17 protein-coding genes are annotated in these 18290 nt (G+C 68.4%); 7 read left to right on the forward strand and 10 right to left on the reverse strand.

All coding sequences use genetic code 11. The features are described from left to right. Positions 1-28 precede the first annotated feature (28 nt). The 10 genes from KY661_RS30340 to KY661_RS30385 form a co-directional block, all read right to left on the reverse strand. Positions 29-415, reverse strand: a complete 387-nt coding sequence (locus tag KY661_RS30340) for a hypothetical protein (protein ID WP_225413521.1) — start codon at positions 413-415, stop codon at positions 29-31. An 89-nt stretch (positions 416-504) separates the two neighbouring features. Beyond that, entirely contained in the window at positions 505-1824 is a 1320-nt protein-coding gene (locus KY661_RS30345; protein WP_225413522.1) for an HD-GYP domain-containing protein, read from the reverse strand. Between the two features lie 4 nt (positions 1825-1828). Then, positions 1829-3595 (reverse strand): HEAT repeat domain-containing protein, encoded by a 1767-nt coding sequence (locus KY661_RS30350; protein WP_225413523.1) that lies wholly within the window; start codon positions 3593-3595, stop codon positions 1829-1831. 161 nt (positions 3596-3756) lie between these two features. Next, complete coding sequence (locus tag KY661_RS30355; protein WP_225413524.1) at positions 3757-6210, reverse strand: OPT family oligopeptide transporter; 2454 nt, start codon at positions 6208-6210, stop codon at positions 3757-3759. Positions 6211-6348: 138 nt separating this feature from the next. Then, the gene (locus tag KY661_RS30360) at positions 6349-7239 is read right to left on the reverse strand and encodes an RNA polymerase factor sigma-32 (protein ID WP_075008577.1); all 891 of its coding nucleotides are present in this window, start codon (positions 7237-7239) and stop codon (positions 6349-6351) included. A 355-nt stretch (positions 7240-7594) separates the two neighbouring features. Further along, positions 7595-9586, reverse strand: coding sequence for a transglutaminase TgpA family protein (locus tag KY661_RS30365; protein WP_225413525.1), 1992 nt, complete (start codon positions 9584-9586; stop codon positions 7595-7597). Next, the gene (locus KY661_RS30370) at positions 9583-10557 is read right to left on the reverse strand and encodes a DUF58 domain-containing protein (protein WP_225413526.1); all 975 of its coding nucleotides are present in this window, start codon (positions 10555-10557) and stop codon (positions 9583-9585) included. Before KY661_RS30370 ends, KY661_RS30365 begins: the two co-directional genes overlap by 4 nt. Next, on the reverse strand, positions 10554-11534 hold the full coding sequence (locus KY661_RS30375) for an AAA family ATPase (protein ID WP_225413527.1): 981 nt from the start codon (positions 11532-11534) through the stop codon (positions 10554-10556). Before KY661_RS30375 ends, KY661_RS30370 begins: the two co-directional genes overlap by 4 nt. 93 nt (positions 11535-11627) lie before the next feature. Next, positions 11628-11945 (reverse strand): STAS domain-containing protein, encoded by a 318-nt coding sequence (locus tag KY661_RS30380; RefSeq protein ID WP_075008663.1) that lies wholly within the window; start codon positions 11943-11945, stop codon positions 11628-11630. A gap of 228 nt (positions 11946-12173) precedes the next feature. Beyond that, a complete protein-coding gene (locus tag KY661_RS30385; RefSeq protein ID WP_225413528.1) occupies positions 12174-12911 on the reverse strand; it encodes a lytic transglycosylase domain-containing protein in 738 nt (245 codons plus the stop codon). Between the two features lie 306 nt (positions 12912-13217). Between KY661_RS30385 and KY661_RS30390 the strand changes: the two genes are divergently transcribed. From KY661_RS30390 to KY661_RS30420, 7 genes are all read left to right on the forward strand, one after another. Continuing rightward, a complete protein-coding gene (locus KY661_RS30390) occupies positions 13218-13376 on the forward strand; it encodes a lmo0937 family membrane protein (protein ID WP_143075969.1) in 159 nt (52 codons plus the stop codon). After that, positions 13373-13930, forward strand: a complete 558-nt coding sequence (locus KY661_RS30395) for a hypothetical protein (protein ID WP_075008572.1) — start codon at positions 13373-13375, stop codon at positions 13928-13930. The genes KY661_RS30390 and KY661_RS30395 overlap by 4 nt, the downstream gene beginning before the upstream one ends. A gap of 39 nt (positions 13931-13969) precedes the next feature. Continuing rightward, positions 13970-15025 (forward strand): HupE/UreJ family protein, encoded by a 1056-nt coding sequence (locus tag KY661_RS30400; protein ID WP_225413529.1) that lies wholly within the window; start codon positions 13970-13972, stop codon positions 15023-15025. Positions 15026-15154: 129 nt separating this feature from the next. After that, positions 15155-15538 (forward strand): hypothetical protein, encoded by a 384-nt coding sequence (locus tag KY661_RS30405; RefSeq protein ID WP_225413530.1) that lies wholly within the window; start codon positions 15155-15157, stop codon positions 15536-15538. Between the two features lie 61 nt (positions 15539-15599). Continuing rightward, positions 15600-16373 carry a hypothetical protein gene (locus tag KY661_RS30410; RefSeq protein ID WP_075008569.1) on the forward strand — a complete coding sequence of 258 codons (774 nt, stop codon included), beginning with the start codon at positions 15600-15602 and terminating at the stop codon, positions 16371-16373. Positions 16374-16517: 144 nt separating this feature from the next. Continuing rightward, a complete protein-coding gene (rplC, locus tag KY661_RS30415; protein ID WP_075008568.1) occupies positions 16518-17189 on the forward strand; it encodes a 50S ribosomal protein L3 in 672 nt (223 codons plus the stop codon). Between the two features lie 277 nt (positions 17190-17466). Next, a complete protein-coding gene (locus tag KY661_RS30420) occupies positions 17467-18285 on the forward strand; it encodes an outer membrane beta-barrel domain-containing protein (RefSeq protein ID WP_225413531.1) in 819 nt (272 codons plus the stop codon). The last annotated feature ends 5 nt before the right edge of the window (positions 18286-18290 follow it).

The following is an 18290-nucleotide window of genomic DNA, read 5'->3' on the forward strand; positions in this document are numbered from 1 at the left end:
CCCCCCCGTTCACGTCCAGGCATTCGTGCTAATCGGAATCTGATTCCGGAACGCCAAGCTCCTCGGGGAGTGGGGCATAAATAAACCTTAGCCCCTTTGGGAGTTGGACAACATGGAAGCCTTGGCCGGCAATTCTCACGCGTTCGCCATCAGAGGCACTTCCACTGGTGAGCCAGTTGTCAGCTTCTTTTTGTGTTGGGAAATCATGAGAGACTTTGATTTTGTACGAGGGGTCAAAAAAGTCCCGACAGTACTTTCTGAACTCGTCTAGCCTTCTGATATGCCGGACGTAGAGCAATGCAATGGCAGCAAGTTGGATTGCTCCTCTTTCTTTCGAATCTTGTCCATGCGCTTGGCTGACGGACTCCAGGGTGGCAAGGCTGTCTTCCAGGTCAAAGTTTGGAATGTGTGTCATGTTAGAGCGGGATCAAGACCAATGCACCAGCCATGACTGCGACGATGAAGACAACTCCGGTGACGGCCACAATGGTCCCAGGTGAAGCCTTACACCCCGGACAACGACACGTTCTGCTGGCGCTTGGAGAGCACCTTCACCGGCTGGATGGCCATCACACGCATGAAAACCTGGAGCAGCTCCGGGTCGAACTTGCTGCGCAGCTCCGTCCACATCAGCATCAGCGCCACGTCCGGGCCGTAGGCGTCCCGGTAGGGGCGCTTGCTCGTCAGCGCGTCGTACGCGGCGCAGATGGAGATGATCTTCGCGTACACCCCCAGGTTCATCTTGGGGATGACCATCTGGATGTTGCCGTTCGAGTCCCGCACCGCCGTGCCGAAGTCCGTCTTGTGCTCGAACGTCGTTACCACCCGCAGCAGCGTGGAGCGCGAGAAGCCCTTCTCCATCAGGATGTTGCGCACCGAGATGAGCGGCGCCTTCTGGAACAGCGCCTTCTCCTCCGGCGTCAGCGCCCCCTTCTTGGTCGCCAGCTCCTCCGGGATGGTGATCATCCCCGCGTCGTGGAACAGCGCGATGTATCCCAAATCCCGCAGCTGCGGCTTCGTCAGCCCCAGCTCCGCCCCGAACACGATGCTGATGAGGCAGACGTTCACCTGGTGGTAGACGAGGTAGTCCTCCTCGCGCTTCGTCGTCGTCATCCCCAGGAAGTGCGTCTTCTGGTCATAGGAGATGTCCACGAAGTCTTGCACCAGCCGCAGCGCCTTGGCCGAGTTCAGCGGCTTTCCCTCGCGCACCGACTCCATGTACTTCTGGAGGAAGAACACCGCGCGCGCGTAGATGGTCATCGCGTACTTCTTGCGGTCCACCTTCTGGTCGTTCGGGTTCTCCAGCGAGTCGTCTTCCTTGCTCAGCTTCTCGCGGAGCTTGGAGAACCGGGCCACCTTCATGTTCAGCAGCTTGCGCTGCGCGAGCCCGTCCTCCTCCACCTGCGCCGTCTGCTCCTTGCTGAAGATCCAGACGAAGTTCTTCAGCTCCGGCACCGTGATGGACTTGGTCAACGAGAAGCCGCCCACGTCCTTCGCCCGCAGCTCCGTCAGCAGGTAGCGCTGGTTGTCGATGGAGTTCAGGTCCACCTTCACCAGCATGTTGTTCAGGTAGAACGAGTCCTTCACCCCCACCAGCTCCAGCCGCCCCTCCTTGGAGAGGATCTGGTTGATGAGATCCTGCAATTGCAGCAGCGGCTTCTGGAAGACGGCGTTGTCCGGGTCGTACATCTTCGCGGACCGCACCAGCATGTAGAGCCCGCTCACCAGCCCGCGCGCCATGGCCTGGAGCTTCTCCGAGTGCTCGCGGCCAAACTCCCCCAGGTTCTCCGACTGGCCTTGGGTGATTTTCAGGTTCTCGGCCATGCCGTCACGCCTCCTCGGGGCTCGAGTCCCCGAACAACGCCTTCTTCGTCTGGTACATCGCCTTGCGCGCCGCGGTGAGCACCTCCACCGGCTGCCCCTTGTCTTCCACCACCCCCTGAAGGATTTTGTAGGACTGGATGGTGCCCGCGCTCGCCAGGCCCTGCACCGCCAGCAGCTTGTCGTTCAGCACCTTGCCGCGGTTGAGCAGCGAGGGCCGCTGGGCGAGCAGCTGCGTCATCACCGCCAGCGCCGAGGGCAGCCCCGTGGCGCCGATGGCCCCGTAGAGCGCCGCGCGCTCCTCCGCCGTCCGCTTCTCGAAGTCCGGCAGGCGCACCACGCGAATCAGGTCCGCGAAGGCCTTCTCCGGGTCGAACTCCGGCAGCAGCCGCGCGGCCTGGATGCGCACCTGGGAGATGGGATCATTGAGCATCTCGGCGATCATCCGCCGGGCCTCCGCCGAGCGCGTGCGCGCGATGGTGCTCATGACTTCCAGCTTCACCAGCAGGTTGCGGCCCTTGAGCACCTGCCCGAACATCTTCAGCCGCTCCGGGTGCTGGCTCCTGTCCAGCACGTAGACCATGTCGCGCACCGTCTGCGGCCGGTCCGAGGCGAGCCGGACCACGAACGGGTCCGGCTTGTCCTTGGCGAACGGCGCCAGCACGTCGCACAGGAGCTGCCGGTTCTCCGGCACCTCGATGGTCTCCAGCACCGTCAGCAGGGTGATGACGCTGTGCTCATCCAGCATCTGGAGGTAACGGGTGATGTCCGCGGCGTTCTTCGGCCGGCTCAGCTTGAGCGTCTCGCCCAGGCGGGTGAGCCGCTGCTCCTCGCCCATCTTCTGGACGAAGTAGGCGCGCAGCCGGCCGATGTTGCTCGCGTCCGCGCCCTCGCGCTGCTCCAGCGCGCGCAGCTTGAGCACCATCTGGTTGATGGTGGCGAAGTCATCCTGGATGAGCATCGCGTCCAGGAGCTGGACGAAGATCTCCTCCAGGAGCGTGGCGTCATCCACGCCGCCTTCCACCACCTGGAACACGGCGCTCACGAGCTTGGGGAACAGCCGCTCGTTCTCCTCCTGCTCAATCTCCTTCTGGAGCTGGGCCTTGAGCGTGTCGGAGGCGTACGTGCCGCCCACCACCACGCCGCGCACCTGCTCCACGCCCTCCATCTTCGCGTCCAGGTCCTCCGTGGAGACGCGCGCGAAGCGCAGGTAGTCGTCCGAGTGCGTCTTCAGCCGGGAGTAGAGGTAGTTCACCACCTTGTCGACCTCGACCTGGACCTCCTCTTCCGAGGCGCCATCCACGTTGAAGCCCTCCACCACCACGTACTCCACGTGCTCCAGGTTCGCGCGCCACAGCTGCGCGAGCACGTCGTCCGCGCCTCGCTCCGGCTCCGACAGGGCAATGAGCGTGAAGGTGACCAGCTCCTCCACCGTCAGCCCCGGCCGGAAGATGATCTGGCGGATGCCGTCCCGGTAGAACTTGTAGGGCAGCGGCGTGTCCTCGGCGAACAGCGGCTCGCCCAGCAGCAGCAGGTTCTGCTGCTCCACCTTGAGCGACAGCGGGCCATGCTTGTCCGTGTACACCGCCAGGGCTTCCTGGGCCTTGCCGAGGAACTCCGGGAACTTGGCCTCGTTGTGGCGGTACATGCCGATCTGCTTGATGCCCTTGAGCAGATGGAAGGTGAAGCCCTGCGCCAGTTCGACCTTCTCGCGGGCGGCAGGATCCGCGGATGGCTCCGGGCTCGAGGGGCTGGCTGTCTGGGGCTGGGCCATGGTCTTCAAGGGGGCGCGGGCGAGGGGAACCCCATTCTACCCGTTCAAAGGGGGTGGAAAGGTCCCTTACGCCCGGACCCTTCCACCTGCCATGTAGGTGGGTGCCTACCCAGAGGGTCCTCCTGCCCGGAGGGGCAGGAGGAGGGCAGGCAGGCCCTGGGTTACTTCTTGGGCGTGGCCTCGGTGGCGTCCGGGTTGCGCAGCGCGGTGCGTAGCAGGAACAGGGCCACGCTGCCGAAGAGGGCCAGACCCCAGAGGTTGGACCAGAGCGGGTCGGCGTGCTCGCTCTCGCCGATGGCGTTGAGCAGCGAGCCCAGGGCCCCTTCCGTGCCGAACAGCGCCGGGAGGTTGAGGGCGCGCGTGGCGGCCCCGTCGGTGACGATCTCCAGGAAGGCGATCAGCACGCCGGCGATGGAGCCACCGGCGATGAGGCCCGAGGAGAGCAGGGTGCCCGGGGAGAAGTCCGCCTCGGAGCCGCCGCGCATCCGGTCCACCATGCGGCGCACCATGCCGCCCACGAAGATGGGGGCGCTGCTGGAGATGGGCAGGTACACGCCCACCGCGAAGGGCAGGGCGGACACGCCGCACAGCTCCAGCATCAGCGCGATGAAGACGCCCAAGAGCACCAGGTCCCACGGCAGCTTCTGCGTGAGGATGCCGTCGATGATGAGCGCGAAGAGCTGCGCCTTGGGCGCGGCGTAGCGGGTGAGGGGCACGCCCTCGTACTCGCTCACGCGGCCGCCGATGGCCGGGTCCACCAGGTACTGGATGGTGCCGCCCGAGTCGACGAGGTACTTGCCCGCGGGCACCGGGGTGTCCGCCCCGCGCACGAACCCCTCCGTGTAGGTGCGGTCCGGCCCCGGGGTGAGCGTGCCCAGCTCGGAGACCTTCACCGACAGGCCCGGCTTGAGGGCGAGCAGCGCCCCGGAGGCCTGGGCGGTGTCCGCCGCGCGCCACGTGCGCAGCTCCGTGGCCCCGTCCTGGGTGGACAGCTCGAAGCCCTGCTTCCACAGCTCGCGCCGCAGGGCGGCCTCCTCGACACCCTGGGCGGCCAGGGCCTGTTGGGCTCCGGCCCAGGACCAGGTGTGCTGCGTGCGCGTCTTCTGGGTCGTCTCGGTGAGGGCGACGCCCGGGTGCCGCTCGGGGATGAGGCTGGTGCCGCCCTCGTTGAGCAGCACCAGCACCAGGCCGATGAAGAGCGCGCTGGTGAGCACGCCCACGAAGAGCGCCATCTGCTGCCGGCGCGGGGTGCCGCCCACGAGGTAGGCGGTCTTCAGGTCCTGCGCCGTCGTGCCGCCGTTGGAGGCGGCGATGCCCACGATGGCCGCGGTGGTCAGCGCCATGAAGCGGTCCGAGGAGTCCGTCCACCCCAGCATCAGGTACACCAGGCAGGTGATGAGCAGGGTGGCCACCACCATGCCCGAGATGGGGTTGGAGGAGGAGCCGATCTCCCCGGTGATGCGGGCGCTCACCGTGACGAAGAAGAAGCCGAAGATGACGATGAGCAGCGCGGAGAGGAAGTTCACGTGCAGCGGCGGGGCCAGCCAGATGGCCACGATGAGCAGCAGGCTGCCGCCGATGACCAGGGTGACGGGCAGGTCCTGCTCGGTGCGCAGCAACTGGGGCATGGCGCCCTGATTGCGCGAGGCCCGCAAGGTGTCGAGGCTGCGGCGGAAGGCGCCCACGATGGTGGGCAGCGAGCGGATGAGGCTGATGAGGCCGCCGGTGGCCACCGCGCCCGCGCCGATGTAGAGCACGTAGGCGTTGCGGATCTGATCCGGGGACATGTCCCGGATGAGCCGGGTGTCCGTGGGCAGCACCTTCTCCGCGAGCCCCGAGCCGAAGAACGAGATGAGCGGGATGAGGATGAGGTAGGAGAGCACGCCGCCCGCGAAGGTGATGGAGGCCACGCGCGGGCCGATGATGTAGCCCACGCCGAGCAGCTCCGGGCTCACCTCCATGGAGACGCTGGCGCCCTTGAGCGCCGTCAGCTTCGTGCCCACCGCCTCCCGGAAGAGCTTCATCCCGGAGTATGCGAACTTGTAGATGCCGCCCAGGAGGAAGCCGGTGATGACGGTGCGCGCGTTGGTGCCGCCTTGCTGGCCCACGATGAGCACGTCCGCGCTGGCGGTGCCCTCGGGGTAGGTGAGCTTGCCGTGCTCCTGGACGATGAGGCCCTGGCGCAGCGGAATCATCATCAACACGCCCAGCACGCCGCCCAGCGCCGTCGTCATCAGGGCATGCGTCAAATCAATGTCATAGCCCAGCAGGAGCAGCGCGGGCAGCGCCGCCGCCACGCCGAAGGCCAGGGACTCACCGGCCGAGCCCGTGGTCTGGACGATGGTGTTCTCCAGGATGCTGGAGCGCCCCAGGGCCCGGAAGATGGCGATGGAGAGCACCGCCACCGGGATGGAGGCGGACACCGTGAGGCCCACCTTGATGGCCAGGTACACGGAGGAGGCCGCGAACACGATGCCCAGCACCGAGCCGAGCAGCAGTCCGCGGAACGTCAGCTCCGGGGGCGACTCGGTGGCGGGGACGAAGGGGGTATGGGCCAGGGGCGCGTGGGCCTGCGCGAGGGGGACGCGATCCTCGGCGATCGGCGGGTGGGACAAGGCTGCCTCCAAGGACTACTGAAGGAGCCCCTTGTAGCAGGCCCCCCCCGGGGCCGCGAATCTTCCCCTGTTCCTGAAACGGCAACGCCCCCGCCGGTGAGGGCAGGGGCGCTGGGAAAAGCCCTTCCGGGGGCGCGCTTACTGGAGGGCCGCCGCGGCGTCCGGGTCCACCTCGGCCATCAGCGCCGCCAGCTCTGCCTTGAGCTTGTCCTTGGCGCGGATCTCCAGCTGGCGCGCGCGCTCGCGCGAGAAGCCGAAGTGCTCGCCCAGCTCCTTGAGCGTCATGGGCCGCTCGTTCATGACGCGCTGCTCGATGATGAAGCGCTCGCGCGGGTCCAGCCGCATGAGGGCCGTCTGCACGCGGTTGGTGATGATGCCCGCCTCCTCCTTGTCGGCGAACTCGTCGTCCTGCGGCGCGGTGGCGCTCGCCACGAAGTCCACGTGGCTGTTGCCGCCGTCCTCGCCCATGGGCGCATCCAGGGACAAGTCGCGGCCGCCCATGCGCTGCTCCATCTCGCGCACTTCCGAGGCCTTCACGTTGAGCTTGGTGGCGATCTCATCGACGTTGACCACCGCCCCGTCCCCGGCGCCGAACTTCTCCAGCTCGCGGCGGGTGCGCGCCAGGCTGAAGAACAGCTTCCGCTGCGCCTGGGTGGTGCCGAGCTTCACCAGCGACCAGCTCTTGAGGATGTAGTTCTGGATGTACGCGCGGATCCACCACACTGCGTACGAGATGAGGCGGATGCCCTTGTCCGGATCGAACTTCTGCACCGCCTTCATCAGGCCGATATTCCCCTCCTGGATGAGGTCGCTCATCTTGATGCCGTAAGAGCGGTACTCGTAGGAAACCTTCACCACGAAGCGAAGGTTGGAGGTGACCAACCGGTGGCCCGCCGCGAGGTCGCCCTGGATGAACTTCCGGGCCAGCGCCTGCTCCTCCTCGACGGACAGCAACCCGTAGTGGTTGATCTCCGAGAGGTACATCGTCAAGGAGCCAGAGTTGGACGACGGGTCGTTGGAGATCTGCATGGTGGATTTCTCCCAACGAGGCCTCGAAAGGCCCGTTGAAGTTGAGTGGGTTGTTTCGACTGACAACCGCATGCCCGATGCCTAGAGCAACCCCGGTGCCAGTCACGGGCATGTCAAAACCTCAGTAAAACCAGTGGGTTGCAGCGTCACGATCCCGGGCGTAGGGGCGGAAGCGTGAAAGGATTACAGACGCCTCCCGGAAGGCACACGGCCCTGCGCCTGAAGGGATTTCGCCGTGTGGAGCACCGCGCCTCCGGGTGAATGGATTGCATGTCTCAGCACTAACCGGCCGGAGCGAAAGTCTCCCAGCAACCACGGGGCACGGCTGGCCCGAAGGCGGGGGACCGGGCAGGGCTCAGGATGCCCGGCGTGTGCTCAGCACCTGGCGCAAGGGGCTCAGGAGCTGCTCGGTCTCCCCGGGCCGCAGGGGGCGCTGGCCAAAGCGGGCCTCGAGGTAGCGCCGCGTGAGGGGCGCCAGCGGGGCCGCCAGCGTGGAGCGCTCCCGCGTCAGCCGCGCGGTGAGTTCCTCCAAGGCCTCGCCCTCGCGCATGCGCACCCCGGCCTCGCGCAGCAGCCGCTCCACGGCGTCGGCCAGGTGCGTGGCCTGGTGCGGCCGGGGGGCGGAGGTCCGCCGGGCCAGCCACTGCCACACCGCGTAGGTGGCCAGCCCCGCGGCGAGGGCCAGGCCCCAGATGCGCGCCGGGGGCAGCCGCAGGGTTTCCCGGCGGGGGCCGCGCGGCGGGCGGACGAGGTTCTGCGCCATCGTCATCTGGTCCCTCAGGGAGTAGTCGATGACGGTGGAGCGCCAGCGCGTCTCCAGGGCCTCATAGAAGCTCGTGAGGAGCTCCAGCACCGCCAGGCTCTGGCTGGAGCGGTTCGCGGGCGGCGTGGCGTCCACGGTGACGAAGCCCCGGCCGGGTACCAGCACATGGGTCCAGGCGTGGGCATCGCCGGCGCGGACCACATAGCCGCCGTCCACGCGCTCGCCCCCGAAGAAGCCCGAGGCCAGCCGCGCGGAGATGCCCTGGGTGCGCAGCAGCAGGGTGAGCGCGGTGGCGAAGTGCTCGCAGTGGCCCGCCTTGCGGACGAAGAGGAAGTCCAGCAGGGGCTCATCCACGTCGCCGGACAGCTCCAGCGTGTAGGCGTACTCGCGCTGCAGGAAGGCGGCCAGCTTTCGCGCCGCGGCCTCCGGGTCCCGCTCTCCCTGGAGCACCTCCTGGGCCAGCGCCGCCACGCGCGGGTCCAGGTCCTCGGGCAGCGCCAGGAGCTGGGCCCGCTCGGTGGCGCTCATGGGCGTGGTGGCGTCCGTCTCCGGGGGAAGGCTGGTGGCCTCGTAGCTGTAGGCGACGCCGGGCACCTGGAAGCGCACCTCGCCGCCGCCCATCTCCATCAAGGCGGTGCGCTGGCTGCCGAGGGCCGCGTGGACCAGGGCATTGCCCAGGCGCGTGGGCGTCTCCAGTGCCACCAGCGTGCTGCCCCCGTACGCGGGCAGCAGTTCGATGCGCTGGTGGATGGAGTGCTCGCCCCCGTGCCGCAGCGTCACCCGGGGGCGGGGCGGCTTGGGCTTGCCGATGCTCGTCCACTCCTGGCCGTCGAAGGTGTCGTAGGTGCGGGCCAGCCAGTAGGCATCGAGCCGCTCCCGGAGCGGGTCTGGGGTGAGGTGGGCCCGCAGCACCACCCGGGGGTTGCTCTTGAGGGTGCCTTCGCCGCCCAGGCGCACGGTGTCCGCCAGGCCCGTGGTGGCCCCGAGCCCCGGCGAGGTGCGCCGCGCGGCCATGTTCCAGTTCAGCCGGGGGAAGAGCAGGAAGAAGGCCGCCGCGCCACATACCGCGAAGAGGATGCCGATGCTCAGGGGGCGCACCACCGCGCGCACGGGGACCGGCTCGCCCGCGGGCACGGCGCCCTCCACCACCCCCAGCCCCATGGAGAGGCTGGCCAGCGTGCCGAAGGCCACCAGGCAGAAGGCGAAGCCCAGCTCACCGGACAGGGCCGCGCCGCCAGCCACCATCAACAGGCCCGCGAGCTGCACCTGTCCATCCGTGCGGGGCTCCGGCGTGGACAGCATCCGGTGGCCGGCGATGAGCCCGGCAAACGCGCACGCGGCCACCACCAGGTCCACGTGGCCCGCGTACACCGAGGCGGCGAGCACGCTGCCCAGCCCCAGCAGCAGCGCCGCGGTGGCCTTCGCGCGGTGGGCGAAGAGGCGCCAGCCCAGGAGCGCGCTGCCCAGCGCGAGGCCAAAGAGCACCAGCGTCCACCCGGGCAGCTGCCCGGACACGGCCATGGAGGCGAAGGCCGCCCCGGCGCCCAGGTCCCGGAGGAGCAGCCGCAGCCGGGAGCCGCTCATGCCGCCTCCTCGGAGTGCTCCGGGTCCAGCGCCTCGAAGCCGAGCCACGCCAGGGCGCGGAGGATGCGGCGCTCCTGGTACCCGCCGGCCGCGGGCGGAAGGCGGCCAGTCCCCGTCTCCAGGCCCACCTCGTGGCCCGCCTCGAGGAGCTGGTGGGACAGGGCCGCCACCTCCTCACAGCGCCGCTCCAGCGCGTCGCCCTCGAGGCCGGGCGCCACCTTGAGGACGAAGGTCCGGCGCTCCTCGCGCTCGCGCTCCACCTTGAGGAGCTTGCCGGCCCCGGCGCTCTTGAGCCAGTGCACGCGCCGGGCATCCTCGCCCGGGGCGAGCTCGCGCAGGCCCGCCACATCGCCCGCGCCATCGTGGCGGCGAGGGCTGCTGGCGTCTCCGAACGCGCCCACCCGGGCCTCTCCGGGCAGGGTGCACGCATAGCCCCGGCGCGGGTAGACAAGGAGCAGGCCCTCCTGGGCGAACACGCGCGTCTTGGCGAAGAGCCCCAGGGGCCAGGTGGTGGTGACGCGCACGCCGCTCAACCGCAGGGGGCCCCGCTCCGGGGCTTGGAGGTCGGCGCGCACGGTGTACTCGGCGCCCGCGGGCAGGTAGCCCACGCGCCCCTCGCCCGTGAGGGGCGTGGCCTCCTCGGACAGGGTCAGGGCGAACGCGGCCCCCTGGCGCCGGGAGAGCGCCCACCGGTAGGCGAAGGGCTCGCCCGCGAAGGCCGACTCGGAGCCCAGCCGGCGGATGTCCAGGTGCCGCAGGCACCGCTCGGACAGCACGCCGGACACCACCACCATGGCCAGGAGCAGGCCCAGGAGCAGGTACAGGAGGTTGTTGCCCGTGTTGAGCGCGCCCAGGCCCACGCCGAACGTCACCACCAGGTAGGTGCGCCCGACACGCGTCACCTTCAGGGTGAAGGGGGGACGGAACCGGGCCCGGAGCCGCGCCCAGCCAGCCAGCGGGCGGAACGTCACCGGGGCGCCACCACCTTCCGGGCGAGCTCCTCGAGCAGGTGGGAGGCCTCCTCGCGGGCGGTGGGCCCCTGCATGTTGCTGCGCAGCATCAGCCGGTGCGCCAGACACGGCACCAGCACCGCCCGCACGTCTCCCGGGGTGACGAAGTCCCGCCCGTCCCACAGGGCATGGGCGCGCGCCGCGCCGCCCACCGCCAGCACCGCGCGCGTGGAGGCGCCCCGCTCGATGTCGCCATGCTCCCGGGTGGCCCGCGCCAGCCGGACGATGTACTCGGCCACCGCGTCATCCATCCGCAACCCGGCGGCGAACGCGCGCAGGCTGATCAGCTCCTCGGGGCCGGTGACGGCCTCCAGCGTGTCCAGGGCCAGGGGACGCCCCTGGGTGGTGAGCAGCCGGGCCTCCACCTCCGGGGCGGGGTGGCCCAGCGACAGCCGCATGAGGAAGCGGTCCAGTTGGGAGTCCGGCAGGGGATAGGTGCCGTTGAGGTCCACCGGGTTCTGGGTGGCCACCACGGTGAAAGGGGCGGGCAGCGGCCAGGTGGAGCCATCCATGGACACCTGGCCATGGGCCATGCCCTCCAGCAACGCGGACTGGGTGCGGGGAGGGGCCCGGTTGAGCTCATCGGCCAGGACGAGCTGCCGGAAGATGGGGCCCTGCCGGAAGGTGAAGGTGGCGCTTGCCGCGTGAAACACCTGGGAGCCCAGGATGTCGGTGGGCATCAGGTCCGCGGTGAACTGGATGCGGGAGAAGCTCAGCCCACAGGCGCGCGCGAGCGCCTCGGCGAGTGTCGTCTTTCCCACACCCGGGACATCCTCCAGGAGCACATGGCCCCCGGCGATGACGCTGGTGACGGTGAGGCGGGCCTGGGTCTCCTTGCCCTGCACCGCCCGGGACAGATGGGCAGAGAGGCGCTCCATGACCTGGCGTGCGGTATCGGCAGTAAGGGCGGCGGCGAGGGCGCGGACAGGAGGGTTCATCCCGTCATGCAGCTTACCCCGAGCCGCCCGCTCGCTGGGATTTCCGTCCAAGCAACCGGGCCTGATGCTTGCTTCCCTGCCCAGGCAGCGAGGCTAGGCCAGCACTTCCTCGGGCGTGTAGTAGGCCCGCGGCGTGCTGCCGGTGCTGACCCCGAAATACCGGAACATCCGCTCGTGGTGCCCGGCCAGGCCGCGCATCTGCACCTTGCGCGAGGTCAGCTCCCCGGTGAGCACGCCCACCGCGGTGTCCTTGAATTCACGCAGGTGCGTGAAGTCCAGCACCACTTCCTGGGTGCCCAGTTCCTCGAGCGAGTGGCGCAGCTGCACCGCCGTACGCCAGTCCAAAGTCCCCTCAAGACGGAGGGTGACGCGCCCCGACAACTCTTCCTGGTGGATCTGCAGTCCCGCCATGATGCGCTCTCCCTTGATTCTGATGAACCTGCTGATTCTCGAATCCAGAACGGGCACGGTGCCTGAATCATTTTCCAAAACTTCTTCTAGGCCCGGAAACCCCCGAAAATCCGGAGGCATTCACCGTACGGCGGGAACAATGTGCGCAATTCAGAAGAGTTTTCAGTCCCCCCCAGGAGAAAAGTGCCTGACTGTCCACTAGCAGGCGGAATGGGTGTCACACAGCCGTCAGCTCTTGCTGCCTTCCGTCTGCTGTTGAGCACGCAGGGTCAGCTCGCGCTCCTGCTTGGCCTTGAGCTTACGGAATTCGCCCACGACCTTGGCGGGGTAGCCGGCCATGAACTTCTTACGTACCTCGTGCTTGGCGAGGATGCGGCGGGCCAGGCCCGGCCCCGCGTTGTAGGCCACCAGCGCCTGCTCCACGCTGCCGAAGCGCCGGATGAGGTCCGCCAGGTAGGCGGTGCCCAGCTCGATGTTCGTCTCGGCATCGAAGAGGTTGGTGGAGCGCCCCAGCCGGAACCCGGCCTTGTCCGCCAGGTGCGTGCCGGTGCCCGGCATCACCTGCATCAGCCCCATGGCCCCCACGCCGGATACCGCATAGTTGTTGAATGAACTCTCGCAGCGGATCAACGCGACGACGAGCATCGGGTCGACGCGGTTGCGCTCCGCCTCGCGCACGATGGCCACCGCCACCCGCCGCTGCTGCCGCAGGGGCAGGCCAGAGGCCTTCACCGCCTCGGTCACCCCCAGCCGCGCGGCTTCCGCGTAGAACGCCTCGTCCTGGTACTCCTTCAACCGGGCCTCGGCCTCCCGGAGCGCGCGCTCCCGTTCCGCGAGCTGCACGCGCAGCTCCGCGATCTCCGGAGTCTCACCCACCGCGCTGTCCGGCAATTTCGAAGGAAAGCCTGGGACCGCCAGCCCTGCCAGCATCGACGCCGCCGCCACCGCCACCGTCCACCGTTGCATCGCCCCACTCCTCACGGCGCATCGAACTGTCGCGCCTCGGCAAATCCTGCCGAGCACCTAAGCACCCGCCGTGCCAAGCCGGCCGCTGGCCGCGCTATCATTAAGATCTCTTGAAAACGCGCACCGTCCCGTGGGGCGGTGAGGCAACGTGGGCCAGAAAAAATGCCCGTCCGTGGAAGAAGTTTGCCCAGCAAGGGTGATGTGAACCTCTGATCAGCACCCCGGAGGGCAGGGGTTGCCACCGCGAGGGGCACTTCCTAGGTTCGCCTTCGATTTTCGGATTGGCGATGCCAGGAGGGGGCGGGCGTGTTCTGGACGATGAGCATCATCCTGTTTGTGTTGTGGGGCATGGGGATGGTGACCGGCTCCACGGAAGGTCTTTGGGTCCACCTGTTGCTCGTCTTCGCGGTGACGGCCCTCATCCTCGCGGTGGCCCGGCAAGGGCGGCGGAGGCTGGTCGGATGATCGCGGAGCAACGCATGGAGGTGGGGCTGCCGAAGGATCCCTCGGGCTTCGTGCGGCGGCAGTGTCCGCACTGTCAGCGCACCTTCAAGACGATGCCGAGCCCCTTCGATGCCCGGGTGCTCCAGCGCCGGTTGGCGTCGATCTTCCCCTTCGAGAACGTGGACGAGGGCTTCGAGCCGGTGCCTTCCTGGCACTGTCTGTACTGCGGCCACCACGCGGATGGGGACGAGTGGCTGGCCCGGGATCACTCGGATTACCTGGAAGCGCTCGCGCGGGGGTGGGCCAACCACGTGCGCTACGAGCAGCTCTCGCACGTGTCGCGCACGCTCTCCCAGAACCCGCGGCCCACCTTCGTCGCGGTGGCGCCGGATGCGCTGCCGGAGGGGCCAAGCCAGGATCCGGAGGATCTGCGCGTCATTCCCATGGTGTGCTGTGGCGAGGACGTGAAGGCGCAGTGGGACTGGGACGGTCCCTTCCACTGTCCGCGCTGCGGAACGCGCCACGGCGAGCCGGGCGGCCGCCACCACATCCAGCTCGAGTTCATCCAGGAGTAGACGCAGGCCGGGCGCCGGGGGCAGTCTGTCCGGCAGCCCATGCGGACCGAACGACTCGCGGCGTCCCTTGCCCTGTTGCTGGCCACGGGCGGGGCGCTCGCGCACGAGGCGGAGCTCATCGCCGCGCAGGCGGGGCGCACCCGGCCGGGGGCCCCGGACGTCCAGGCACGGCTGACGATGACGGCCGAAACGCTGGGCTTGTTGCTTTCCAATGGAGCTGCTCCGGAGGGCCCGCGCTCGCAGGAAGACCTGACGGCGAGGCATCCGGCGATTGCCCTCCGTGTCTGGGATGCGGCTCCGATTGGCACGCCCGAGGGGCGCTGTGCCCGCACCGCGCACCAGGCCCAGCTGCACGAAGGGCGCGTGGTGCTGACCGCCACCTTTCACTGTCCGCCAGGCCCACTGTGGCAGACCTTCGGGCTGCTCTCCGCCTTGCCCGCGGCTTACCAGGTGGTGCTGAGCCGTCCCGGTGAAGGACCGGCGGAGTCCCGTTTCGTGGATGCCCGTCAGCCTCACGTGAGGCTGCCCGGGGAGGGGGACACGGCGCCGGGACTGAGCGGTTGGGTGGGCTTGGGGGTGAAGCACATCCTGTCCGGGGCGGATCACCTCGCCTTCCTGGTGGCGCTGCTGCTCGGGGGCGGCACGCTCCGGCGCCTCCTCGTCCTGGTGACGTCCTTCTCCGTGGCCCACTCGCTCACGCTGGGGGCGGTGGCGCTGGGCCTCCTTCCCCTGGGCGAGCAGGGGGAGCGCTGGGCCGAGGTGGCCATCGCCCTGTCCCTCATTTACGTCGCGGGCGAAAACTTCCTGGTGCGCACGCCGCGCCACCGGCCCGCGCTTACGTTTGGCTTTGGACTGGTGCACGGATTAGGCTTTGCCAGCGTGCTGAAAGGCTATGGCCTGGGCGAGGCCGTGGTGCGGGGGTTCCTGGGCTTCAACCTGGGGGTGGAGCTGGGCCAAGCACTTATTGTTTTGCCGCTTGTACCGCTCTTGCGGCTGAGCCAACGCCGGCCAGCCGTTCATCGCTGGACGATGAGGGTGCTCTCCAGTGCGGTTTTGTTGATGGGCATAAACTGGTTGATCAAGCGGGTCGGTTGAATACTTAGGAAGCTGTTCCTAATTTGCCGCCGACGGTGGGGAAAGGGGTCGCTGATGGGGGCGAGACACTCTCGCTTGGCCGCGGCACTGGCCGCAGCCTGGGAAGCAGAAGTCATCTCGGCACGTCGAATGACGGCTTTGGCGGAGCGCGTGCCCGAGCCACGGGCCAGGGCCCGCCTGATGGTGCTGGCGGCGTTCTGCAGGGCACACGCCTCGCGCCTGCTGGCCCGGCTCGCGGCGCTGGGCCGGGGGCCGCTGCCGGTGCCCTCCGAGGACTTCGAAGTGGGGGACGACCTGGCGCTGGAGCTGCGCCGCGAAGGTGTCTTCGCCCGCACGGCGGCCACCCGCTACGAGTCCACCGCGGAGATGGCCCGCCAGCACGCGGATCTGTCCTCCGCGTGGGTGTGCGAGCTCAACCGCACCGAAGAGCAGGACCGCTCCCGGGAACTGCTGGCGCTGGCGGAGGGGACGTTCCTGTCCCTGGATGCCGTCGCGGCCCCCGCCGAGCCGTAGCCCAGGGCCCGGGCCGTTTCCCGGGCTGACATCCCCCACGCCTTGGGCGTAAAACGCGCCCATGGCGAAGGCGGAGAGCTACAACGATCTCATCTTCCAACTCGGGGATCTCGCGCGAGATCTGCTCGCGGGCAAGCCCAACTGCCCGCGCTCCATGGATCGCGTCTACCGCGCCGAGGAGGCGCTGATGGCGCGCCGGGAGGCGCTCGCCGCATGCGAGCAGCAGATGAACGACGAGGAGGCGGCCTACCAGGACTTCCTTGCCCAGCAGGAGGCGGAGAAGGCCGAGCATCAGGCCGTGGTGAAGAAGTGGAAGCGCGCGGTGGATGCCATCGAGGGCAAGGTCAAGGACATGCGCAAGGCGCTGTCCGGCAAGCGCGCCGAGATGCGCTACGCGGCCAAGGCCCTGAAGAAGCTCGAGGCGAAGATCGCCGACATGGAGATGACGCGCCAGGATCCGCAGCAGATCGACACGGCGCGTCAGAACCTGAAGAAGAACCGGCTCACCCAGATGCGGCTCGTCCGCGAGGTGGAGGCCCTGGAGTATGATCTCAACCACGCCCTGACGCCGGTCCCTGGCCAGCCGGGCGCGCCGGGCATCCTGGCCCACAAGCGCCTGCTGGAGATGATGGACGAGGCGGAGGAGCGCAAGGAGGCCTACGAGCAGGCCATGGAAGCGCACGACCAGGTGATCGGCCAGAAGGAGCAGGAGGCCCAGGCCGCGGAGGATTACCTGGATCAAGCGCTGTTCCTCCTGGGCGAAGAGGTGTATGGACAGCGCCTGGCGCACGCGCAGCTCGCGCCGTTCTACCCGAGGCTGGATCGCGCCGAGTGAGGGCGGGATGCTCCCTCGGTGCTTGACGTAGGAGGCGCGTCTGCTAAATTGCGCCGCTTCCTGCTGCCCGTCGTCGTAAAAACGGGACAAGCGTTTGATTTCATTGAGTTTTCTGCGCGGAGACGCGCTGGCTGTGAGGATGACGTGAAGGGTCTGATTGGCAAGAAGATCGGCATGACCCAGGTGTTCAACGACGAGGGAAACCTCGTTCCGGTGACGGTCGTTGACGTCAGCACCTGCCAGGTGGTGGGCAAGCGGACGCCTGAGAAGGACCAGTACTCGGCGGTGACGCTGGGCTTCGGAGAGATCCGGGAGAAGGTCCTCAACCAGGCCCAGCGGGGCTTCTTCAAGAAGAACAACGCGGGCCTGCGCCGTCACCTGAAGGAGTTCCGGGTCACCCCCGAGGACGCGGCGCAGTTCAACGTGGGCGACGCCGTGAAGGCGGACCTGTTCACCAAGGGGCAGCTGGTGGACGTGACGGGCACCACGAAGGGCCGCGGTTTCTCGGGCGTCATGCGCCGCTGGAGCTTCAAGGGCTCGCAGACGAAGACCCACGGTACGCACGAGTACCAGCGTCACCCGGGCGCCATCGGTCAGCGTAAGACGCCGGGCCGCACCTACCCCAACAAGAAGATGCCGGGCCACTACGGCGTGGATCAGGTGACGACCCAGAACCTGACCGTCGTGGACGTGGACACCGAGAAGGGGCTGCTGCTCATCAAGGGCGCCATCCCCGGCCACAACGACGCCATCGTCTACGTGCGGCCGAGCGTGAAGGCCGCGCTGCGCGCCCAGCACAAGGCCGCCCGCGGCTAAACCGGAGTCTCTTGTAGCCCCAACGCCCCGGACTGGAGCCCCCTCGCGGGTTCCGGACGGGGCGTTGCCATGTCCAGGCATGGGCGGCGGAAACGTTGGCCAGCGGGCGGTGTGAAAAAAATGCACGGTCCCGGGTGCCATACCGCTTGCCCGGAGGACCTCCCGTGGGCAGATGGATGCGCCAACGGAGGCAGGCGTCGCTGGGACGCTTGCCCTCCGAGGGGGCGCAGATCCTTATCGCACACCGCGGTCCACCCCTGGGCCGCGCCGGGAATTTATGTCGACCGTTCGTTCGCTTCCGGTCCTCGCCGCGCTCACCCTGGCCCTGACGGCCATGAGCGCCGCCGGACAGGAAGAGCTGTTGGAGGAGGCCGTTGTCCGCAACCGGCTCTATCGCCCCGCGGGCAACTTTGAGCTGTCCCCCAGCGTGGGCGTCTCGTTCCTCACCTATTTGACGGCCCACTACACGTTCAACGTGGGGCTGGCCTACAACCTCTTTGACACGCTGGCGCTGGAGGCCCGGGGCGGGTACGCGTTCAGCCGCCACACGGGCCTGGCGCGCTCCATCTCCGAGAGCTTCTTGAACCGCGAGGACAAGAAGGTCACCGACGAGCTGGAGGACCTGTGGCGGATGAACCTCCACGGCGTGGTGGGCGTGCGCTGGGCGCCCGTGTACGGGAAGCTGTCGCTGCTGGCGGACGTGCCCGTGCACTTCCAGGCGTACCTGTGGGCCGGCGGCGGGCTGGCCTCGCTCAAGCGCGAGTCGCTGATCCAGTGCGGCCAGGTGGTGGACCGGGGCCTGGGCATCTGTGATGACCGGACGGATCCGCTGGACCGCTCCACGGCGAAGGAGCGCTTCTGGGTGACGGAGACCCGCGCGGCGCCGGTGGTGAGCGCGGCGGTGGGACTTCGCTTCTTCGCCTTCGAGCGGCATGGCGTGAAGCTCGAGATCCGCGACTGGGTCTTCCAGGACGACTACCGCGTGGAGCTGTCGCGGGACGAGTGGGAGGCGGGCCGCGAGACGGGCGTGCCGGCCACCAGCCCCGGCCTCACCCACCTGGTCCAGTTCGACATTGGTTACACCTTCCTCTTCTAAGGCTT

It is taken from the genome of Allostigmatella hybrida (genome assembly GCF_020103775.1).
Classification (GTDB): domain Bacteria; phylum Myxococcota; class Myxococcia; order Myxococcales; family Myxococcaceae; genus Hyalangium; species Hyalangium aurantiaca.